General features: G+C 63.3%; 16 protein-coding genes and 4 pseudogenes. 17 read left to right on the forward strand and 3 right to left on the reverse strand.

Going from position 1 to position 18305, the window contains the following annotated elements; genetic code table 11:
- Window positions 1-107, forward strand: a pseudogene (locus tag PSEJ35_RS17235) (IS5/IS1182 family transposase); the annotation flags it as partial.
- Between the two features lie 95 nt (window positions 108-202).
- Here the strand turns inward: PSEJ35_RS17235 and PSEJ35_RS15985 are convergent.
- Window positions 203-673: pseudogene (locus tag PSEJ35_RS15985) on the reverse strand (integrase core domain-containing protein); the annotation flags it as partial.
- 6 nt (window positions 674-679) lie between these two features.
- Between PSEJ35_RS15985 and PSEJ35_RS16970 the strand changes: the two are divergent.
- From PSEJ35_RS16970 to PSEJ35_RS0110280, 16 genes and pseudogenes are all read left to right on the forward strand, one after another.
- Window positions 680-871, forward strand: a pseudogene (locus PSEJ35_RS16970) (hypothetical protein); the annotation flags it as partial.
- A gap of 227 nt (window positions 872-1098) precedes the next feature.
- Window positions 1099-1380 (forward strand): helix-turn-helix domain-containing protein, encoded by a 282-nt coding sequence (locus tag PSEJ35_RS16975; RefSeq protein ID WP_084635506.1) that lies wholly within the window; start codon window positions 1099-1101, stop codon window positions 1378-1380.
- Window positions 1381-1415: 35 nt separating this feature from the next.
- Window positions 1416-1985: an Hsp20/alpha crystallin family protein gene (locus tag PSEJ35_RS0110215; RefSeq protein WP_028917702.1), complete on the forward strand. Its 570-nt coding sequence runs from the start codon at window positions 1416-1418 to the stop codon at window positions 1983-1985.
- A gap of 92 nt (window positions 1986-2077) precedes the next feature.
- Complete coding sequence (gene clpK, locus PSEJ35_RS0110220; RefSeq protein ID WP_028917703.1) at window positions 2078-4927, forward strand: heat shock survival AAA family ATPase ClpK; 2850 nt, start codon at window positions 2078-2080, stop codon at window positions 4925-4927.
- A 16-nt stretch (window positions 4928-4943) separates the two neighbouring features.
- On the forward strand, window positions 4944-6374 hold the full coding sequence (gene cls / locus PSEJ35_RS0110225) for a cardiolipin synthase (RefSeq protein ID WP_028917704.1): 1431 nt from the start codon (window positions 4944-4946) through the stop codon (window positions 6372-6374).
- 27 nt (window positions 6375-6401) lie between these two features.
- On the forward strand, window positions 6402-8219 hold the full coding sequence (gene ftsH, locus PSEJ35_RS0110230) for an ATP-dependent zinc metalloprotease FtsH (RefSeq protein ID WP_028917705.1): 1818 nt from the start codon (window positions 6402-6404) through the stop codon (window positions 8217-8219).
- Window positions 8220-8306: 87 nt separating this feature from the next.
- Window positions 8307-8765: a small heat shock protein sHSP20-GI gene (hsp20-GI, locus tag PSEJ35_RS0110235; protein ID WP_001275372.1), complete on the forward strand. Its 459-nt coding sequence runs from the start codon at window positions 8307-8309 to the stop codon at window positions 8763-8765.
- A 22-nt stretch (window positions 8766-8787) separates the two neighbouring features.
- Window positions 8788-9702, forward strand: a complete 915-nt coding sequence (gene yfdX1 / locus PSEJ35_RS0110240) for a heat resistance protein YfdX1 (RefSeq protein WP_028917706.1) — start codon at window positions 8788-8790, stop codon at window positions 9700-9702.
- Window positions 9703-9804: 102 nt separating this feature from the next.
- Complete coding sequence (gene yfdX2, locus PSEJ35_RS0110245; RefSeq protein WP_028917707.1) at window positions 9805-10692, forward strand: heat resistance protein YfdX2; 888 nt, start codon at window positions 9805-9807, stop codon at window positions 10690-10692.
- A gap of 88 nt (window positions 10693-10780) precedes the next feature.
- Complete coding sequence (hdeD-GI, locus tag PSEJ35_RS0110250; RefSeq protein ID WP_028917708.1) at window positions 10781-11392, forward strand: heat resistance membrane protein HdeD-GI; 612 nt, start codon at window positions 10781-10783, stop codon at window positions 11390-11392.
- A gap of 79 nt (window positions 11393-11471) precedes the next feature.
- Window positions 11472-12617: a hypothetical protein gene (locus PSEJ35_RS16980; protein WP_084635514.1), complete on the forward strand. Its 1146-nt coding sequence runs from the start codon at window positions 11472-11474 to the stop codon at window positions 12615-12617.
- Window positions 12607-13047: a heat resistance system thioredoxin Trx-GI gene (gene trx-GI, locus PSEJ35_RS0110260; RefSeq protein ID WP_028917710.1), complete on the forward strand. Its 441-nt coding sequence runs from the start codon at window positions 12607-12609 to the stop codon at window positions 13045-13047. Before PSEJ35_RS16980 ends, trx-GI begins: the two co-directional genes overlap by 11 nt.
- An 83-nt stretch (window positions 13048-13130) precedes the next feature.
- A pseudogene (gene kefB-GI / locus PSEJ35_RS15990) lies at window positions 13131-14081 on the forward strand (heat resistance system K+/H+ antiporter KefB-GI); the annotation flags it as partial.
- Window positions 14078-14575, forward strand: coding sequence for a heat resistance protein PsiE-GI (psiE-GI, locus tag PSEJ35_RS0110270; protein ID WP_028917711.1), 498 nt, complete (start codon window positions 14078-14080; stop codon window positions 14573-14575). The pseudogene kefB-GI and the gene psiE-GI, both read left to right, overlap by 4 nt.
- Window positions 14553-15518: a zinc metalloprotease HtpX gene (locus tag PSEJ35_RS0110275; protein WP_028917712.1), complete on the forward strand. Its 966-nt coding sequence runs from the start codon at window positions 14553-14555 to the stop codon at window positions 15516-15518. The genes psiE-GI and PSEJ35_RS0110275 overlap by 23 nt, the downstream gene beginning before the upstream one ends.
- A gap of 24 nt (window positions 15519-15542) precedes the next feature.
- Window positions 15543-16694, forward strand: a complete 1152-nt coding sequence (locus tag PSEJ35_RS0110280) for a trypsin-like peptidase domain-containing protein (RefSeq protein ID WP_028917713.1) — start codon at window positions 15543-15545, stop codon at window positions 16692-16694.
- Between the two features lie 18 nt (window positions 16695-16712).
- Here the strand turns inward: PSEJ35_RS0110280 and PSEJ35_RS17810 are convergent, their stop codons facing one another.
- Window positions 16713-16853 carry a hypothetical protein gene (locus PSEJ35_RS17810; RefSeq protein WP_304412585.1) on the reverse strand — a complete coding sequence of 47 codons (141 nt, stop codon included), beginning with the start codon at window positions 16851-16853 and terminating at the stop codon, window positions 16713-16715.
- Window positions 16854-16957: 104 nt separating this feature from the next.
- Window positions 16958-18286 carry a hypothetical protein gene (locus PSEJ35_RS0110290; RefSeq protein WP_028917714.1) on the reverse strand — a complete coding sequence of 443 codons (1329 nt, stop codon included), beginning with the start codon at window positions 18284-18286 and terminating at the stop codon, window positions 16958-16960.
- Between the last annotated feature and the right edge of the window lie 19 nt (window positions 18287-18305).

Consider the following 18305-nt stretch of genomic DNA (forward strand, 5'->3'; position numbering starts at 1 on the left):
AGGTGCGCTACCGGGGCTTGGCGAAGAACACGGCGCAGGTGCTGACGCTGTTCGCGCTGTCGAACCTGTGGATAGCGCGGCGACGTCTGTTGCTGCCGACGGGCTAAATCCGTCCGTTGGACGGGGAAACCCGTCGAAAAAGCGCCAGAAATGGCGAGAAAGTGATCACATCGAGGTCGATCAGGCGCCTTGGCGCTGAAATCTAAGCATCAGCGCGCTTTGATCAGACCTTCCCTAATGCCTTCCTTGGCCGCTCCTCGTTGTATTTCCGGCGCCAGGTTTCGATGACGGTCCGGGCGTGCAGCAGGTGGGTGAACCAGTGTTCGTTGAGGCACTCGTCGCGCAGGCCGTTGAACGACTCGACGTAGGCGTTCTGCTTCGGCTTGCCCGGTTGGATCAGGCGCAACTGCACGCCACGCGCGTGCGCCCAGGCGACCATCGCCTTGCCGCAGAACTCCTTGCCGTTGTCGGTGCGGATCACCCGCGGCAGGCCACGGGTGAGCGCCAGACGGTCGAGCACGCGCGTCACGCCAAGTCCTGAGATCGCACGCTCCACCTCGATCGCGACCGCTTCGTGGGTGGCGTCATCGACGATCGTCAGGCACTTGATGACCCGTCCGTCGGCGGTGCGGTCGAACACGAAGTCCATCGACCACACCTGATTGGCCGCACTCTCGTCTGGGGCAATGGAAGTGTTTCGGCCCGGCTCTGGAACGCGATCCGCAGCGACGACTGCGCAGTTCCGCACATTGGCCTGAGCAGCCTCGGGGAAATCGTCGGCTGGGCGCGCCCAGACGAGTTTCCGCCGAGGAACATGCGCACGAGCAAGGGGCTGCGGGCGCTCGGTTACAACGTGAGGATCGGTGTTTGATCTGCGGCCGTGGGCGGCGCCCGCAAGGTCCCGATCAACCCATCGTCCCCTGCGCCGGACCGGCCCGCCCTGGCATACCGTCCTTGAAGATTTGAGTCACATCAATCGGCCAGCAGGTCGCTGGATGTTGACTCTTGACTTTCTGCATGCTAGGCGCAATATCTTGCAAAGTCTTGCAAAAACTTCCTCGAGCGAGGCCGCGTGACGACGGAGCTTGTGGGGGTGGTATGACAGCGCGCCAGCAGGCGATCTTCACACTTGACGAGTTGGCTGCCTACTTGAAAGTCGGCAAGCGGACGCTTTACCGGCTCGCCTCGCACGGGGAGATTCCGGCCTTCAAGGTCGGCGGGACGTGGCGGTTTCGTCAAAGTGAAATCGATCAATGGATCAATGATCAGACCCAAGCAGGCAGAAAGAAGGAGGGGATACGCACAGATGAGCAGCCAAAGTCAGCGGAACACTCCGTGTCGCCTGGGCGTGCTGTCCGTCGCCGCAGGCAAGTGGAGTGAGCGAGAGTCTTCAATTTTTCTTCTGGAGGTGTGACATGGACATTGATTTCAAGAAGTTGGCTCCCTGGAACTGGTTCAAGAAGGAGCAGGAAGAACAACAGAGCACTGCCTCTCTGCCCGTGCAGCGCAATGACCTGCCGGCGGCAGGCGGTCCCGTCAGTCCCATCCTGCAATTGCATCGCGAGATCGACCGCCTCTTTGATGATGCGTTTCGAGGCTTCGGCTTTCCGGCGCTGGCCATGCCGCGGTGGCCGTCGGACTGGCCGGGCCTGCTGAAGCCGGCACTTGACATCCAGGAAACCGACAAGCAGTACAAGATTTCTTTGGAGGTTCCCGGCGTCGAGGAAAAGGACATCCAGATCACGCTCGACAACGACGTGCTGATGATACGGGGCGAGAAGCGCCAGGAGCAGGAAAAGAAGGAGGGTGGCTTCCATCGCGTCGAACGCTCCTACGGCAGTTTCCAGCGTGTCCTGAACCTGCCTGACAACGCCAACCAGGAATCGATCAAGGCCGCATTCAAGAACGGCGTGCTCACGATCACGATGGACAAGCGCGAGGCCAGTGCGCCCAAGCAGGGGCGCTCGATCCCGATCAACGGCTGACGCGGGGCAGCGCGTTTTTCTCAAAAACCACAAGAGATGAGGCACCGTGATCGGCGGTGCCTCGTCAGATCAATCTTTACAGGAGCATCAGCATGGCCAGAAAACAATGCCAGGTCTGCGGCCAGCCCGCCACGGTGCGGATGGAAGCCAATCTCAATGGTCGCCACAGCACCATGCTGTTGTGTGACGATCACTATCGCCAACTGGTGCGCCAGCAAAAGCGCACCGTCTCGCCGCTGGAAGCGTTGTTCGGCTCGCGCAGCGGGCTGTTCGAAGACTTCCTTGGCAGCGACTTCTTCCGCATCGGTGACGGCGCACTGTCCATGGCGGCCGATACCGGCGAGGTCGTCGATGCCTCGTTCGGCGAACCTGCCCCGGCCGGTACGGGCACCGCGCGCCGTCGCGGCAGTGGGCTCGCCAGCCGTATCAGCGAACAGTCCGAGGCCCTATTGCAGGGGGCCGCCCGACACGCTGCAGAGTTCGGGCGCGCCGAAGTCGATACCGAACACCTGCTGCTGGCGCTATCCGGCAGCGACGTGGTCAAGACCATCCTGGGGCAGTTCAGGATCAAGGTCGATGACCTCAAGCGACAGATCGAATCCGAAGCCAAGCGCGGCGACAAGCCGTTCGAGGGCGAGATCGGCGTGTCGCCCCGGGTCAAGGACGCGCTCAGCCGTGCTTTCGTGGCCTCCAATGAACTCGGCCACTCTTATGTCGGGCCGGAGCATTTCCTGATCGGGCTGGCCGAGGAAGGCGAAGGTTTGGCGGCCAACCTGCTGCGCCGTTACGGCCTCACGCCGCAAGCGCTGCGCCAGCAGGTAAGCAAGGTGGTCGGCAAAGGTGCCGAGGATGGCCGCGCCGAGACGCCGACCAACACGCCCGAGCTGGATAAATACTCGCGAGACCTCACCAAAATGGCGCGCGAGGGCAAGCTCGATCCGGTCATCGGCCGCGCGCAGGAGATCGAGACCACCATCGAGGTGCTGGCCCGGCGCAAGAAAAACAATCCGGTGCTGATCGGCGAGCCCGGCGTCGGCAAGACCGCCATCGTCGAAGGGTTGGCGCAGCGCATGGTGGCCGGCGAAGTGCCTGAGACGCTGCGCGACAAGCGCCTGGTGGAACTCAACATCAACGCCATGGTGGCAGGCGCCAAGTACCGCGGCGAGTTCGAGGAGCGCGTGCAGAAGGTGCTCAAGGAAGTGACCGAGCACCAGGGCGAGCTGATTCTCTTCATCGACGAGGTGCACACCATCGTCGGTGCCGGCCAGGGCGGTGGCGAAGGCGGGCTGGACGTGGCCAACGTGTTCAAGCCGATGATGGCGCGCGGCGAACTGAACCTGATCGGCGCCACCACGCTCAACGAGTATCAGAAGTACATCGAGAAGGACGCCGCGCTGGAGCGTCGCTTCCAGCCGGTGATGGTGCCCGAGCCGACGGTAGCGCAGACCATGATGATCCTGCGCGGCCTGCGCGACACCTTCGAGGCGCACCACAAGGTCAGCATCACCGAGGATGCGATCATCGCCGCCGCCGAATTGTCGGACCGCTACATCACCGCGCGCTTTTTGCCTGACAAGGCCATCGACCTGCTCGACCAGGCGGCCGCACGCGTGAAGCTGTCGGCCACGGCCCGCCCGGTGGCGGTGCAAGAGCTGGAGTCCGAACTGCACCAGCTGCGGCGTGAGCAGGACTATGTGGCCTCGCGCAAGCAGTACGACAAGGCCGCCGAGCTCGGCAAACGCATCGAAGCCAAGGAGGCCGAGCTCAAGAAGCTGATCGAGGACTGGGAGCGGGAGCGGGCCTCGGGCAGCGCCGAAGTCAAGGCCGAGCATGTTGCGCAGATCGTCTCGCGGCTGACCGGTATCCCGGTCAACGAGCTGACGGTGGAAGAACGCGAGAAGCTGCTGCATCTGGAACAGCGGCTGCATGAGCGCCTGGTGGGACAGGACGAAGCAGTACGTGCCGTGGCCGATGCCGTGCGGCTGTCGCGCGCGGGCCTGCGCGAAGGCAGCAAGCCGGTGGCGACTTTTCTGTTCCTCGGGCCGACCGGCGTGGGCAAGACCGAGCTCGCCAAGGCGCTGGCCGAGTCCATCTATGGCGATGAAGGTGCGCTGCTGCGCATCGACATGTCCGAGTACGGGGAACGCCATACCGTGGCACGCCTGGTGGGCGCGCCTCCGGGTTATGTGGGCTATGACGAGGGCGGCCAGCTCACCGAGAAGGTGCGTCGCAAGCCCTACAGCGTGTTGCTGCTGGACGAGATCGAGAAGGCTCACCCCGACGTCTACAACATCCTGCTGCAGGTGTTCGACGACGGGCGGCTCACCGACGGCAAGGGCCGGGTGGTGGATTTCACCAATACCATCATCATCGCCACCTCGAACTTGGGCTCGGACATCATCCAGCGTCGGCTGAAGGCCGGTGGCGCCGCCGGCGAGGAATACGAGAAGACCAAGTCCGAGGTGATGGACGTGCTGCGCGGACACTTCCGCCCCGAGTTCCTCAACCGCATCGACGAGATCATCGTCTTCCATGCGCTGGGCAAGGAGGAGATCCGCCATATCGTCGGCCTGCAGCTCGATCGTGTGGCCCGCAACGCCGCCAGCCAGGGCGTGACGCTGACCTTCGATCAGACCTTGATCGACCACTTCGCGGAGGAAGGCTACAAGCCCGAGTTCGGCGCGCGTGAGCTCAAGCGGCTGATCCGCAGCGAGCTGGAGACCGCACTGGCGCGCGAGATGCTGGGTGGCGGTATCGGCAAGGGCGATCACGCCAGCGCCCGCTGGGACGACAAGGCCGAACGGGTAGTCTTCGAGCGCCAGGAGCCACCCGCGAAGCCGGCCGAGCCTGAAAAGCCCGATGCCGCGAACGTGGCTGAGGCACCGCCTGGCGACGCGAGCAAGCCTGCGCGCAGGAAGAAGTCAGCGGACGGCGAATCTTGAGCGATGGGAGGCTGTTGTGTCCGACCCCAATGGGCTGACATGGGCAGCCACCCTCGTGTCGCTGGCGGTCGCTGTCCCCACAGCGGGGCACGCGGTCATCTACAAGCGTGACCCTCGATCGGCCACGCTGTGGGTACTGCTGATCGCCTTGTTGCCGCTGGGCGGTTCGCTGCTGTATGGGCTGTTCGGCATCAACCGTTACCAGCGGCGGGCGCGGCGGCTCTTCCCGGGGGCAGATCCTGCTGCTCGGCAGGACCTCTCGCCCACGATGCCCGAGGCTGTATCGCCGCCACTTGCCGGCCTGGCCCACCTGGTGGGACGCGCCACCGGCCAGTCGCTGACCGGTGGCAACCGCATCGAGCCGCTTGTCGATGGCGAGCAGGCCTACCCGGCCATGCTCGCCGCCATCGAATCGGCGCGGTACAGCGTCGCCTTGGCCTCGTACATCTTCGACAGCCAAGGCATCGGGGCGCAGTTCGTCGATGCGCTGCGCCGGGCTCATGAGCGCGGCGTGCAAGTGCGGGTGCTGATCGACGACGTGTATGCCCGCTGGACGCCCCGCAGCGCCTACCGCGCCTTGCAGCGCGCCGGCGTTCCGGCGGCGACGTTCAACCCGACGTTGATTCCCGCGCGCCTGCATGCCGCGCATCTGCGCAATCACCGCAAGCTGCTGGTGATCGATGGCGAGACGGGTTTCACCGGCGGCATGAACATCTTCGGTCCGTATTGGCGGCCCGATGCGCCGGGCCAGGCCTGTCACGATTTGCACTTTCGTCTGCGCGGGCCGGTGGTTGCGCACCTGATGCGGTGCTTCACCGATGACTGGTGCGATACCACAGGCGAGCGACTCAGCGAGGCTTTCTGGGGCGAACCGCCCGCAACGGCTGATGAGCCGGGAACCAGTTGGGCGCGCGGCATCGAGGCCGGTCCCGACGAGGCCCTGGACCGGATGCGCTGGACCTTCATGGGTGCTTTGAGCGCCGCGAAGCATTCGGTGCGCATCTGGACACCGTATTTCGTCCCCGACCAGCCGATGATCGCGGCGCTAAGCACGGCCGCGTTGCGCGGCGTGCGTGTCGACGTGCTGACGCCTGCGAACGGTGACCATCCCACGGTGCAATGGGCCGCGCGCGCCCACTACTGGCAGGTGCTGGAGCACGGTGTGCGCATCTTCGAACGGCCTGGCCCGTTCGACCATAGCAAGCTGATGCTGGTAGACGGCAAGTGGTGCTGCCTGGGTTCGGCCAATTGGGATGCACGCAGCCTGCGCCTGAACTTCGAGTTCAATGTGGAGGTGTACGACACCGCGTTGTCTACGCGGCTGTCATCCCTTTTTGATGCCGCCCGTGATGCGGCGGACGAGATATCGGCGATGGCGTTGCGCGCCCGCCCGCTGGCCATCCGCTTGCGCGACGGGGTGGCCCGTCTGTTCACCCCCATTCTCTAGCGACACGACCTGCGAGGAACATTGCCCATGGAAAAGAAAGATCAATGGAACATTGGCTACTGGATCGTCGCCGGTCTGTTGCTGCTGACGCTGCAGAACTACTGGCAGGCGGCCAAGACCGTCGAGCCCGTACCCTACAGCGAATTCGAGAAGGCGCTGGCCGAGGGGCGCATCGCCGAAGTGCTGGTGTCGGACCGCACGGTCACCGGGCGCCTGAAATCGCCGGACAGCCGGGGCAAGGCCACGATCGTGGCCACCCGTGTCGAACCCGACCTGGCCGAGCGGCTGTCCAAGTACGACGTGCCCTATGCGCGGGTGGTGGAAAGCACCTGGCTGCGTGATGTGCTCTCCTGGATTCTGCCGGCGGTGGCCTTCTTCGGCGTCTGGTTCTTCCTGTTCCGCCGCTTCGCCGAGAAGCAGGGCATGGGCGGCTTCCTGAGCATCGGCAAGAGTCGCGCCAAGGTGTTCATGGAGAAGAACACCGGCGTCACCTTTGCCGATGTCGCAGGCGTCGATGAGGCCAAGGCCGAGCTGGCCGAAATCGTCGACTTCCTGGCGAACCCGCAGGACTACGGTCGTCTCGGCGCGCGCATTCCCAAGGGCGTGTTGCTGGTCGGCCCACCGGGCACCGGCAAGACATTGCTGGCCAAGGCTATTGCCGGTGAGGCTGGGGTGCCCTTCTTCTCCATCTCCGGATCAGAGTTTGTCGAGATGTTCGTCGGCGTGGGTGCGGCGCGCGTGCGCGACCTGTTCGAGCAGGCGCGCGGGCAGGCGCCGGCCATCATCTTCATCGACGAACTCGACGCACTGGGCCGCGCGCGCGGTGTCGGCGGCCCCATCGGCGGCCACGACGAGCGCGAGCAGACCTTGAACCAGCTGCTCACCGAGATGGATGGCTTCGACAGTTCGGTGGGGCTCATCATCCTGGCTGCCACCAACCGGCCCGAAATCCTCGACCAGGCGCTGCTGCGCGCCGGTCGCTTCGACCGTCAGGTGCTGGTGGACCGGCCCGACAAGAAAGGTCGCCTGGATATCCTGAAGGTCCATGTCAAGAAGATCACCCTGGCCCACGGTGTAGATCTGGAACAGGTGGCGGCGCTGACCACCGGCTTTTCCGGCGCTGATCTGGCCAATCTCGTGAACGAAGCAGCGCTGAACGCGACGCGGCGCAAGGCGCAGGCTGTGGAACTGCAAGACTTCACCGCCGCCATCGAGCGCATCGTGGCCGGCCTGGAAAGGAAGAACCGTGTGCTCAATCCGAAGGAGCGGGAAACCGTGGCCTATCACGAGATGGGGCATGCGCTGGTGGCGCTGGCGCTGCCCGGCACCGATCCGGTACACAAGATTTCAATCATTCCGCGTGGCATCGGTGCACTCGGCTACACCCTGCAGCGGCCCACCGAAGACCGATTTCTGATGACACGTGCCGACCTGGAGCACAAGATCGCCGTGCTCCTGGGAGGGCGCGCGGCCGAGAAGCTCGTGTTTGGCGAGCTGTCCACAGGGGCTTCAGACGATCTCGCGCGGGCCACCGACATCGCCCGCGACATGATTACACGCTTCGGCATGGATGAGGACTTGGGGTACGTTGCTTTTGAGGCACAGAGGCCGCGTTTTCTTGATGCGCCTGAACTGGTACAGGGTGGCTGCCGGGTAGCCGAATCGACTCAGACACGCATCGACCAAGCCATCCGTGACATCGTGATGGGTGTGTTTGATCGTGCATACCGAATTCTCGAAATCAACCGAGAAGTGCTGGAGCGCTGCGCGCGCGAGCTGCTCGCGCGGGAAACGCTCGACGAAAGCGATATCCGTCAATTGACTCAAGGACTTGTTCGGAACTGAAAACAGTAGTAGGTGCCATTCAGAGTAAGCCGACGGCTCTGTTCAGTGCGTCATCCAATTCGCCGGCATTGTTCAAGGAGAACCGATATGTCTGCATTGACTCCGTGGGACCCCTTCCGGGAACTGGATGAATTGCAGAACCGCCTGGCGACGATGTTCGGACGGATACCCCAGCGACAGGGCGCCCGTACCGGCAACGAAGCCATGACCACGGCGGACTGGGCACCAATGGCGGACATCAGCGAGGATGAGAACGCATTCCTCCTCAAGCTGGATCTGCCGGAGGTCCCCAAGGATGCCGTACGCGTCAGCGCGGAAAACGGTGTGCTCACCATCAGCGGCGAGCGCAAACTGGAAAAAGAGGAGCAGGGCAAGAAGTTCCACCGCATCGAACGTGCGTATGGCCGCTTTGTGCGCAGCTTTGTCTTGCCTGACAACGTTGATCCGACCAAGGTGACGGCTTCCATGAAAGACGGCGTGCTGGAAGTGCGGCTTGTCAAGGCCGAGCAAGCCAAACCGAAACAGATTGAAATCTCAGTCAACTAACTTCAATCAGGAGCCCAGGATCATGAATATCAAGCAGCCACAATACACCTTCTCCGCACTTGCCCTGGCGGTCGTCGTCGGACTGAGCGGACCGGCTCTGGCCCAATCGGCGGCAGGTTCTAGCCCAGGTGCTGCAGCACCCTCTGCCGCATCCAAGGCGGCACAGCCACAGGTAGATGACAAGGCCGCCCGGGAAGCCGATAAAAAGCGTGCCGAGCTCATTCAAGACGCCATCACGGCGCTCACCAAGACCCAGGAGGCTTTGACCCTCCTTGATGCAAAGAAGACCAAGGAGGCGCTCGCTGCACTGGAACTGGCCAGCGGAAAGCTGGAACTGGTATTGGCACGCGACGCCAAACTTGCTTTGGCGCCGGTCGATGTACGCGTCATCACCTACGATATCCACGCCAACGTGGAATCGGTAAAGAAAGCGGTCAAGTTGTCTCGGGACTTGTTGGATGATGGCGAGGTGCAAAAGGCCCGGCCCATCGTTGCCAATCTGGCCAGCGAAATCGTAATCCAAACCGACAACCTGCCGATGGCAACGTACCCGGCAGCGATCAAGTCGGCCGCACGGCTCATCGACAGCGGCAAGGTCGACAACGCCAAAGCGGAACTCGCCCGAGCACTGAACACGCTGGTGGTGACCTCGGTCGTCTTTCCTCTGCCCGTGCTACGGGCCGAAGCCGCGATGGCAAAAGCTGAAAAGCTGGCCGAGACCGACAAGCGCGATGCCAAGCAGAACGAGGAGCTCAGCACCTTGCTGTCGTCCGTGCGCACGGAGATCGAGATGGCGCAGATCCTGGGTTATGGCAAGAAGGCGGACTTCAAACCCATCTTCGATCAGGTGGAGTCCATTGAGCAAAAGTCGGCTGGTGGCAAAAGCGGCAAGGGATGGTTCGACGAGTTGAAGACGCGCATCCAAAAGCTGTTTTGAGGTGATGAAGGGGCTGACCGCTCTGTCGGTCAGTCTCGCGATGTTCGCATTCAGCCCCAGTAGATTCGCCTATTTTCACTATTTCATACGAGGCTTATCACCATGAATGAGCAAACATCGAATCCCAATGCGACGAACAAAGAAATAAACGAACAGGCCGCGGTAAGCAGCCTTCCTGTCAGTCCAGAGGCCAAGCCTGAAGTCGTCACGGAGGTACAGCCTGAGGTTCAGAAGGAAACGGACTCGCAGGCGGCAGACAAACGTAAACAAGTCCTCGATGAGGCCGTCTCGGCCTTGGCGCTGACCAAATCAGCGCTGGCCGCACTTGACGGCAAGGACGCTGCACGCGCATTGGCAACGCTGGCCGAAGTGACGGGAAAGCTGGAGCTGATCGTTGCGCGCGAACCCACGCTCGCCCTGGCCCCCGTTGATGTGCGCACCATCGTGCACGACTTGTTCGCCAACACGGAAACCATTGAGGCGATGACCGACGAGGCGCTGGATGCCCTCAAGCATGGCGAGGTGCAACAGGCACGTCACGTGCTGGCTTTGCTGGCCAGTGAAATCGTGATCGCGGTCACCAACATCCCTCTGGCGTCCTATCCCGCAGCCGTGAAGTCAGTCGTGCCGCTGATCGATCAGGGCAAGATCGAAGAAGCCAAAGCCGCGCTGCAGGCAGCGCTCAGCACGCTGGTCGAGACGCGCAGCGTGCATCCGCTGCCCGCCCTGCGCGCCAGGCTGCTCCTGAAGCGCGCCGAGCCCCTGGTAGAAGATGGTCAGCGCAGCGAAGCATCCAATGAGCGCCTGGAGACATTGTTGAACGAAGCCCGGCGGCAGTTGGAAATGGCAGAACTGCTGGGCTATGGAAAAAGGAAGGACTTTGAGCCCCTGTACGATGAACTCAAGAAAATCAAGGAAAAGACGGGAGGGGGAGGCGGCGGAAAAGGCTGGCTCGATGAAGTCAAGGCAAAACTGTCCAAGTTGTTCTGAAACCGCTGGAGAGGGGCGCATAGCGCCCCCTCTCTTGTCCCATGAGTGTTTGATTTTTCATTTCGTATATATCTTTAGGAGATATTGCATGAACACAGACACCATCGCCAATTCCAATGCGGATGACCCCACCAAGGCACTGTGTTCGCTGAGCCAAAATTGGTGGCTTTTTGCGCTGCGCGGTGTCTTGGCATTGATTTTCGCAGCCCTTGCGTTCTGGATGCCACAATCGGCTCTGTTGGCCACGACCTTAGTGTTCGGCGCATTTTCCTTGGTCAATGGCGCTTTCAACTTGGTTGCAGCGGTGCGCCATATCCAGAAAAAAGAGCGCTGGGGCTGGCTGCTGTTCAGCGGCATTGTCGGCATACTTACCGGCGTCGTCGTCCTGGTTGCTCCTTGGGTCGCCACGATGGTCATGGCTTCTTTTTTATGGGCTAGCGTGGGGTTCTGGGCGATTTTCACCGGTGTGCTGGAGATATCCGCCGCGGTTCGGCTGCGTCAAGAAATCAAGGGTGAAATCTGGCTTGCCTTCAGTGGACTGCTCTCGATTGTCCTTGGCGCTATCGTCTTGTGGATATTTTTCTTCCGTCCGGCCGAGTCATTCCTGGCCGCAGGCTGGCTGTTGGGCTTCTATGCGGCAGTCTATGGTGTCACGCTTTTGTTCTTGAGTTGGCGTCTTCGCAAAACGCGCCAGGGATAAGAGCAGGTCAAACTAAATTCTATGGATATGAGCATTTTCGGTTCGCGCCTCCATAGGAATGACATCAAAGGAGTCATGCATGCAGATTCAATTTAGCTTTCGAGCTATCGACAAAGAGTTTCATGAACCATGGCAGAGAGCTTTGGGGAATGTGATCGAGCGCGACCTCAAGCCATTGCTCGACAAACACACTAAAGATTCAGTGCGACTTCAAATCGTCCTTGATCGCGACAAGATCAAGCGGCAATTTCTGGCCAGTGGCTATATGCACCTGCCCGGCAAAAAGATTGTCAGCGTTACTGCATCACATGACGAGCTGACGCCCCTCGCGCGGAAGCTCGCACAGTCGTTGTTCCGTCAGGCCAAGAAGCATTTTGACCGGCTGCATGCTCAGGACCAGATCAAGCGCAAAGCACGACGCGAGCGCTTGCGCGAGCTCAAGGTGCGGATTGCCGCAAAACCCGCGTCAGCCGCCCATGAGGCCAAAGTGACCCGAATGCCTCTACTGTCGAAACTTGAGGCTGTCGCAAGGCGTGAGCTGGCTTATCTGCGTGCCGTCGGCGATTTGCCGCGTGATTATCCGACGCTGCGCGACGTGGTGGATGAAGCGATTCTCCAAGCTGAGGTGGAATGGCAATCCGTGCCGGAAGAAAAAGCGGCTTACTTCGGTCTTCTGAAGCATCTGTTCGCCGTCCTGGATAACGAAGTGGCAAACAGCCGGCAATTTGGCGAATTCGTTTCTCTGGACGCGCCGGTCGAAGCGGATGCCCAGGACGTCGCCGAGGCCATGGTGGAAGAGGAAGTCTTCGAATTTTATCAGCCCGACGACACACTCAGGCTGGCCGATATCATCGCTGACAGTCAGCATCCCGATGCCGCAACGATCGCGGAACAGGAGGAGCTAGTTGATCGGTCGAGCGAGCTCGCTTTTGCATTCGACCTGCTGAAGGACATGCCGCGTTTGTGGCGGCGCATTTTTCTGCTTATCCGTGTGGACGGGCTGGATGCCAGCAGCGTCTCTGAAATCCTGCTGATTCCTAGTAAGGAAGATACTGTCCAAAGGTGGCTCATTCAGGCCGAAGCGTTCATCGCTGCTCATTTGGAAGAGGCCGGAGTAAGCAAAGACGGGAATGATTGGCTCCAAGGCGTTGATTGGTCGGCATTGTCTGTGACCCGAAGCGCGGCAGCCTCACTGTGGTCCAAGGAGGCGAACCATGAAGAATGATCTTCACCTCGTCTGTCCGCATTGCCAGTCCATCAACCGCGTACCGACTGCGAAGCTATCGGAACATCCCAACTGCGGCCGCTGCCAGCAGCCCTTGTTCACGGGCGAACCCATCGAGTTGACCACGGCTACGTTCTTGCGCCACGTGGAGCGCAGCGACCTGCCACTGTTGGTCGATTTCTGGGCACCTTGGTGCGGGCCGTGCAAGATGATGGCCCCGCAGTTCCAGCAAGCGGCGCGCCAGCTCGAACCCAGGGTCAGGCTGGCCAAGGTCAATACCGAGGCAGAACCCCACCTGGCCGCGCAGTTCGGCATCCGCAGCATTCCGACGCTCGCCCTGTTCCAGGGTGGGCAGGAGATCGGGCGTCAGGCCGGCGCCTTGGGCGCGCAGGACATCGTGCGCTGGGCATCTGCACAGGTGGGGCGCTGACCGATGCAGGACTTGCTCGGCGCCACCCTGATCCTGCTGGCGGCATGCAGCCTCGCGGCGGTGGCGACGGCGGCGTTCAGAGCGAGAGCGACTTCCGGCACCACATGGAAAACCACCTCAAGCCGTTTCGCGATGTGTTGTCGGGCGTATTCTTCGTGACTATCGGCCTGAAGCTGGACGGGGCGCAGGTGCTCTCGGCACCACTGGCAGTGCTGGCATGGCTGCTGGCGCTGGCTCCGGTCAATACCCTGGCCTTGCGGGCGACGCGCCTGTCCGCCCTCGATGCCTGGCGCACGGGCATAGCGTTGGGGCATGGCGGCGAGTTCGCCCTGCTGTTGTTGGGCATGGTCTTGCAGCAGCATCTGATTCCCGCGACCGTCGTACAACCCATGCTGGTCGCGCTGGTGCTCAGCATGGCCTTGGCACCGCTGCTGATCCGCCATCACGATGTACTTGCCCGGTTCTTGAGCCGCACCGGCGGCGTCATTCAGCCACCCCAGGCTGAAGAAGTCGAGATCGCTGCGCAGACAGCGCGATTTCGAGACCACGTCATCATCTGCGGCGCGGGCGAGCTTGGCCTGACCGTCAGCGAGATTCTTCGCCACGCCGGCGTGGCGCATCTGCTGCTGGAAGCGGACGAGCAGAGGGTCGAGGCCGCACGTGCCACCGGCGCCCCGGTGTTCCATGGCGATGCCAGTCGCCCCGATACCTTGCTGGCTACCGGCTTGGTGCACGCGCGCCTGGTGGTGTTGACGTTCGCCCATGTCCAGCAAGCGCTGCGCATCGCCCTGGCGATTTCCGAGCGCCGTCCGGTGCTGACCTTGTGGGTGTCATGCAGAAGTACGACCACGGCCGATGCATTTCGCGCCAAGCCCAATGTGCGCGTTTATCAGCAATCCTTTGCCGCAGCTACTGGGCTGGCGGAACAGGTGATGTCGACGCTTGGCATGTCGCCCGAGCTGATTGAAGGACACATCAGCGCAATGCGTCGCCGTCTCGACAGCAGCCGTTTTCCAGGGAGTTCATCGTCATGAAATCAACACGCCTTAACCCATTTCAGGTCTTGCGTGACCAGTGGGCCATCATGAGTTTTTACGAGCGCTTCGAGCAGGTCGTCGCGCTCGTGCTGTCGGCGGTGATTGCCGTCATCATCGTGGTGTCGCTGGTCCAGCTCATCTCCATCGTCTTCACGATGCTGGTTCTCGATGCCTTCAATCCCCTGGATCACGGGGTATTCCAGAGTGTGTTCGGCATGATCATGACGCTCTTGATCGCGATGGAGTTCAAGCATTCCATCATGCGCGTGGCGACGCGTCGGGACAGCATCATCCAGGTCAAGACCGTGATCCTCATCGGCCTGATCGCGCTGGCGCGCAAGTTCGTGATCCTCGACCTCGAGGCGAGCCCTGGCAAGATCGCCGCGCTTGCAGGCGCCACGCTGGCGCTTGGCGCCACTTACTGGCTGCTGCGCGAGCGCGACGACCGCGCCGCCGAGACATCTGAGCATGACCCGTCATCATCCCAGTGACCCGCGCGCGGCGTTGTTGCAACACCGCTGGCTCAACCGCCTGCAGACCGGGCTGTTGGTCCTGACCCTGGTCGGGATCGCAGCCGCCGCAGGAAGCCTGCTGTTCGGGGAAAGCGGCCTGTGGCTCGCGCTGTTTGCCGTTGGAGGCACGCTGCTGCTGGAACCGGCAGCCGCATCTGCCTTGACCTTGCGTCTATACCGCGCCCGGGCGCTGCACCCGCACGAAGCCCCGGAAATCTGGGCCCTGTTGCACGAGCTGTCCGTCCGTGCCGGTTTGCCCGCAACGCCGGTGCCGTACTACGTGCCCAGTGCCGTCGTCAACGCCTTCGCCACCGGATCGAAGCAGGAGGCATCGATCGCCCTCACCGATGGCCTGCTGCGCCGCCTGAGCCCACGCGAGCTGGCGGGTGTGCTCGCGCACGAGATCGCGCACATCGCCAATGAGGATCTGCGCGTCATGGGGCTGGCGGATTCCGTCAGTCGCCTTACGAGCCTACTGGCCCTTATGGGACAGATCGCGATCCTGCTGAGCCTGCCCGCGCTGCTGGTTGGCGCGGCGGACGTCTATTGGCCTGGTTTATTGTTATTGGCCGCATCGCCCCAGCTGGCCCTGCTCGCACAGCTCGGCTTGTCTCGCGTGCGTGAGTTCGACGCTGACCGCCTCGCGGTGGAACTGACCGGCGACCCGCAAGGGCTGGCGTCTGCGCTGGCGAAGATCGAGCGGGTCAGTCGCTCCTGGCGTGCCTGGCTGTGGCCGGGATGGGGCAATCCCGAGCCTTCCTGGTTGCGCACGCATCCGGCAACGCAAGATCGCATCTCACGCCTGCTGACGTTGGCGCCTGGACCAGCAACAGCCTTGCCGTTTCACGCGCCCCATTTCTTGCCGGAATCCGCTGTGACGCCGCGCCCGCCGCGCTGGCGCCCGAGCGGGCTATGGCGCTGATTGTGTATCAACAGGAGACTTCTCATGGCCTACCCTGACCCGTACCCACGCCCCGCACCGGATCGCTTCATCCGGCGCTGGCTCTTCATCACCGCCTGTATTGCCACCCTCGTGCTGCTGTGGCAGTTCCTGCCCGCCATCGAGGCATGCTCCACTCCGCGCGAGGCGGCAGAACGCACCGTGACGGTGCGCGGCGACTTGGCGGCGGACGAAAAGGCCACCATCGAACTGTTCGAAAAATCACGCGCCTCGGTGGTCTACATCACCACCGCGCAGCTGGTGCGCGACGTCTGGACGCGCAATGTCTTCTCCGTGCCCCGTGGCACGGGATCGGGCTTCATTTGGGACGACGCCGGCCATGTCGTCACCAACTTCCACGTCATCCAGGGCGCGTCCGAAGCCACCGTCAAGCTTGCCGACGGCCGCGACTACCAGGCTGCGCTGGTGGGGGCGAGCCCAGCGCACGACATCGCCGTACTCAAGATCGGCGTCGGCTTCAAACGCCCGCCTGCCGTGCCTGTCGGCACCAGCACCGACCTCAAGGTGGGACAGAAGGTGTTTGCTATCGGCAACCCCTTTGGCCTGGACTGGACGCTCACCACCGGCATCGTCTCCGCGCTCGACCGCTCGTTACCGGGAGAAGCGGGCGGCCCGGCCATCGATCACCTGATCCAGACCGACGCCGCCATCAACCCTGGCAACTCCGGTGGGCCGCTGCTCGATTCGGCAGGAAGGCTCATCGGCATCAACACGGCGATCTATAGCCCCTCCGGCGCATCGGCCGGGATCGGTTTCGCCGTGCCGGTGGACACCGTCATGCGCGTAGTCCCGCAACTGATCAAGACTGGCAAGTACATCCGCCCGGCGCTGGGCATTGAGGTGGACGAACAGCTCAATCAGCGCCTGCTGGCGCTGACTGGAAGCAAGGGCGTGTTCGTGCTGCGTGTTACCCCTGGTTCGGCAGCGCACAAGGCCGGACTCGCGGGTGTCGAAGTCACGCCGCAAGGCATCGTGCCCGGCGACCGCATCATCGGTGTTGATGGCAAGGCGACGGACGATGTGGCCAAGCTGCTCGCGCGGCTAGACGACAGGAAGGTCGGCGATGTGGTGGTCCTGTCAGTGGAGCGGGCCGGCAAATCGCGCGAGGTGCGTGTGGAGTTGCAACCGGGGATTTGATCGAGGCGACCCGGTCTATCAGGCGGCGCGGAGCAGGCAAGTCGCCTCTGCCTCTCGCCGCGTGACAAGCCCCGGCAGTACCTTGCCACCGCCATACACCCAGCGCCGCAGCTCTTGGCCAGCACTATGCCAGTCCTGCTGGTTTATCCGCCGCCGCAGCGTCGACGTTTACAGTCGCTCCGCGCCGAGGTTGAAGTCGACGATGGCCGCGAGTCGCTTTTCTGGCTCGGTGGCCAGCACCGGGCAGTAGCGCAGCGTCGCGTTCAATGCCGTCGTCGGTCGCGCACGTCGGTGGCCACCACCATAACCGCGCGCGGGCGCACGTACACGCCCAGCGCGTCCATCAGCTGCTGCAGGCTCAGCTCGTCCGAACGCGTGCTCAGTTCCGGCTGGTACACCGGTGGCAGGTCCAGGCTGGTTCCCGCGTCGCGCATGTCCAGTTCCAGGAAGCGGCGCGGCACCAGTTCGGGATTGCGCGCGTTCTCGTGGTCCAGGCGGGCGTGTTCGGCGCGGATCGTGGAGATGTTCTGCGGGAACTGCAGGTAGGTCGGCTGCGGCCGTTCCGCGCAGGCCGGGGCGGGTGCTGCCATCGCCTCGGCGGCGGCGCGCTCGCCGGCCAGCTGGGTCTCCGTCTCCTCGCTGCCCTGGCCGAAGGCCGATTCCTCGGTCAGCACGACCACGTCGCCGGGGCAGATGCCGTGCACGGTTTCGAGGTAGGCGAACAGGTGCGCCATCTGCTGCACCTGGTCCCACTGGGCGAAGGTGCGGTAGCGCAGCGAATGCCGGCCTTCGTCGTCTTCCCAGGCGATGTGGCGGTTGCTGGCCACCGTGGCCGAGGGACTCATCAGGTCCAGGTGCAGGCCGGCCTGGCGGGCGGTCGCGGCGATCGAGGCCAGCGAACCGGAGAAGCTCGGGCCCAGCACCGCGATCCGGGTGGACGCGGCCGACCTCGGGAGCGGCCGTGGCGCCATGGAGTCGCGGCCCCCGTCGTCGCGGCCGGGCCGGTCGCCGCCGGCTTCCAGCGCCAGCGCCTGGCGCACCGCGCCACAGAAGGCCAGCGGCCGCACGCCGAAGGTCGGCGACTCGCCGACCAGGTAGAGGACGAAGTAATGCATGCGCGGGCCAAGGTGGCCCGGCGTGCGCCAGGCATCGCGGCGGAACACCAGCACGCCGGGCGTGGAGCGGTACGGACGGCCCGCCGCGTCCTCCGCCTTCGTGCCCGGGGCCGGCCACGGCATGGCATGGCCCTGCAGCACGTAGCCCCCGAACTGGAAGCTGCGCACCAAGGTGGCCACCTCGATGTCGAAGGACCGGCCCATGCGCGACTCGACCGGATCGGGCAGGGTGGCCAAGGCCGCGCGCCAGGCCGCTTCCCCCGCGGCGACGCCGGGCAGCGGATCGAACACGTCGCGCACGGACGCTGAATCGACCAGCACGCCCGGGCCGGGGAGCGCGGGATCGACGACGGCGGTTTCCGCGAGTGCATCGTCGTCGGTGGCCGCCGACGCAGGTGCGGCCTGGGCATGCGCGGACGCGCCCGCCACCGCGAGCACGAACGCCAGCGCGATAGCGAACGCGAGCGTCGCCGCCATGCCGGCGGGCCGGCGCCTT

Origin of the sequence: Pseudoxanthomonas sp. J35, assembly GCF_000513995.1 — a bacterium.
Taxonomy (GTDB): domain Bacteria; phylum Pseudomonadota; class Gammaproteobacteria; order Xanthomonadales; family Xanthomonadaceae; genus Pseudoxanthomonas.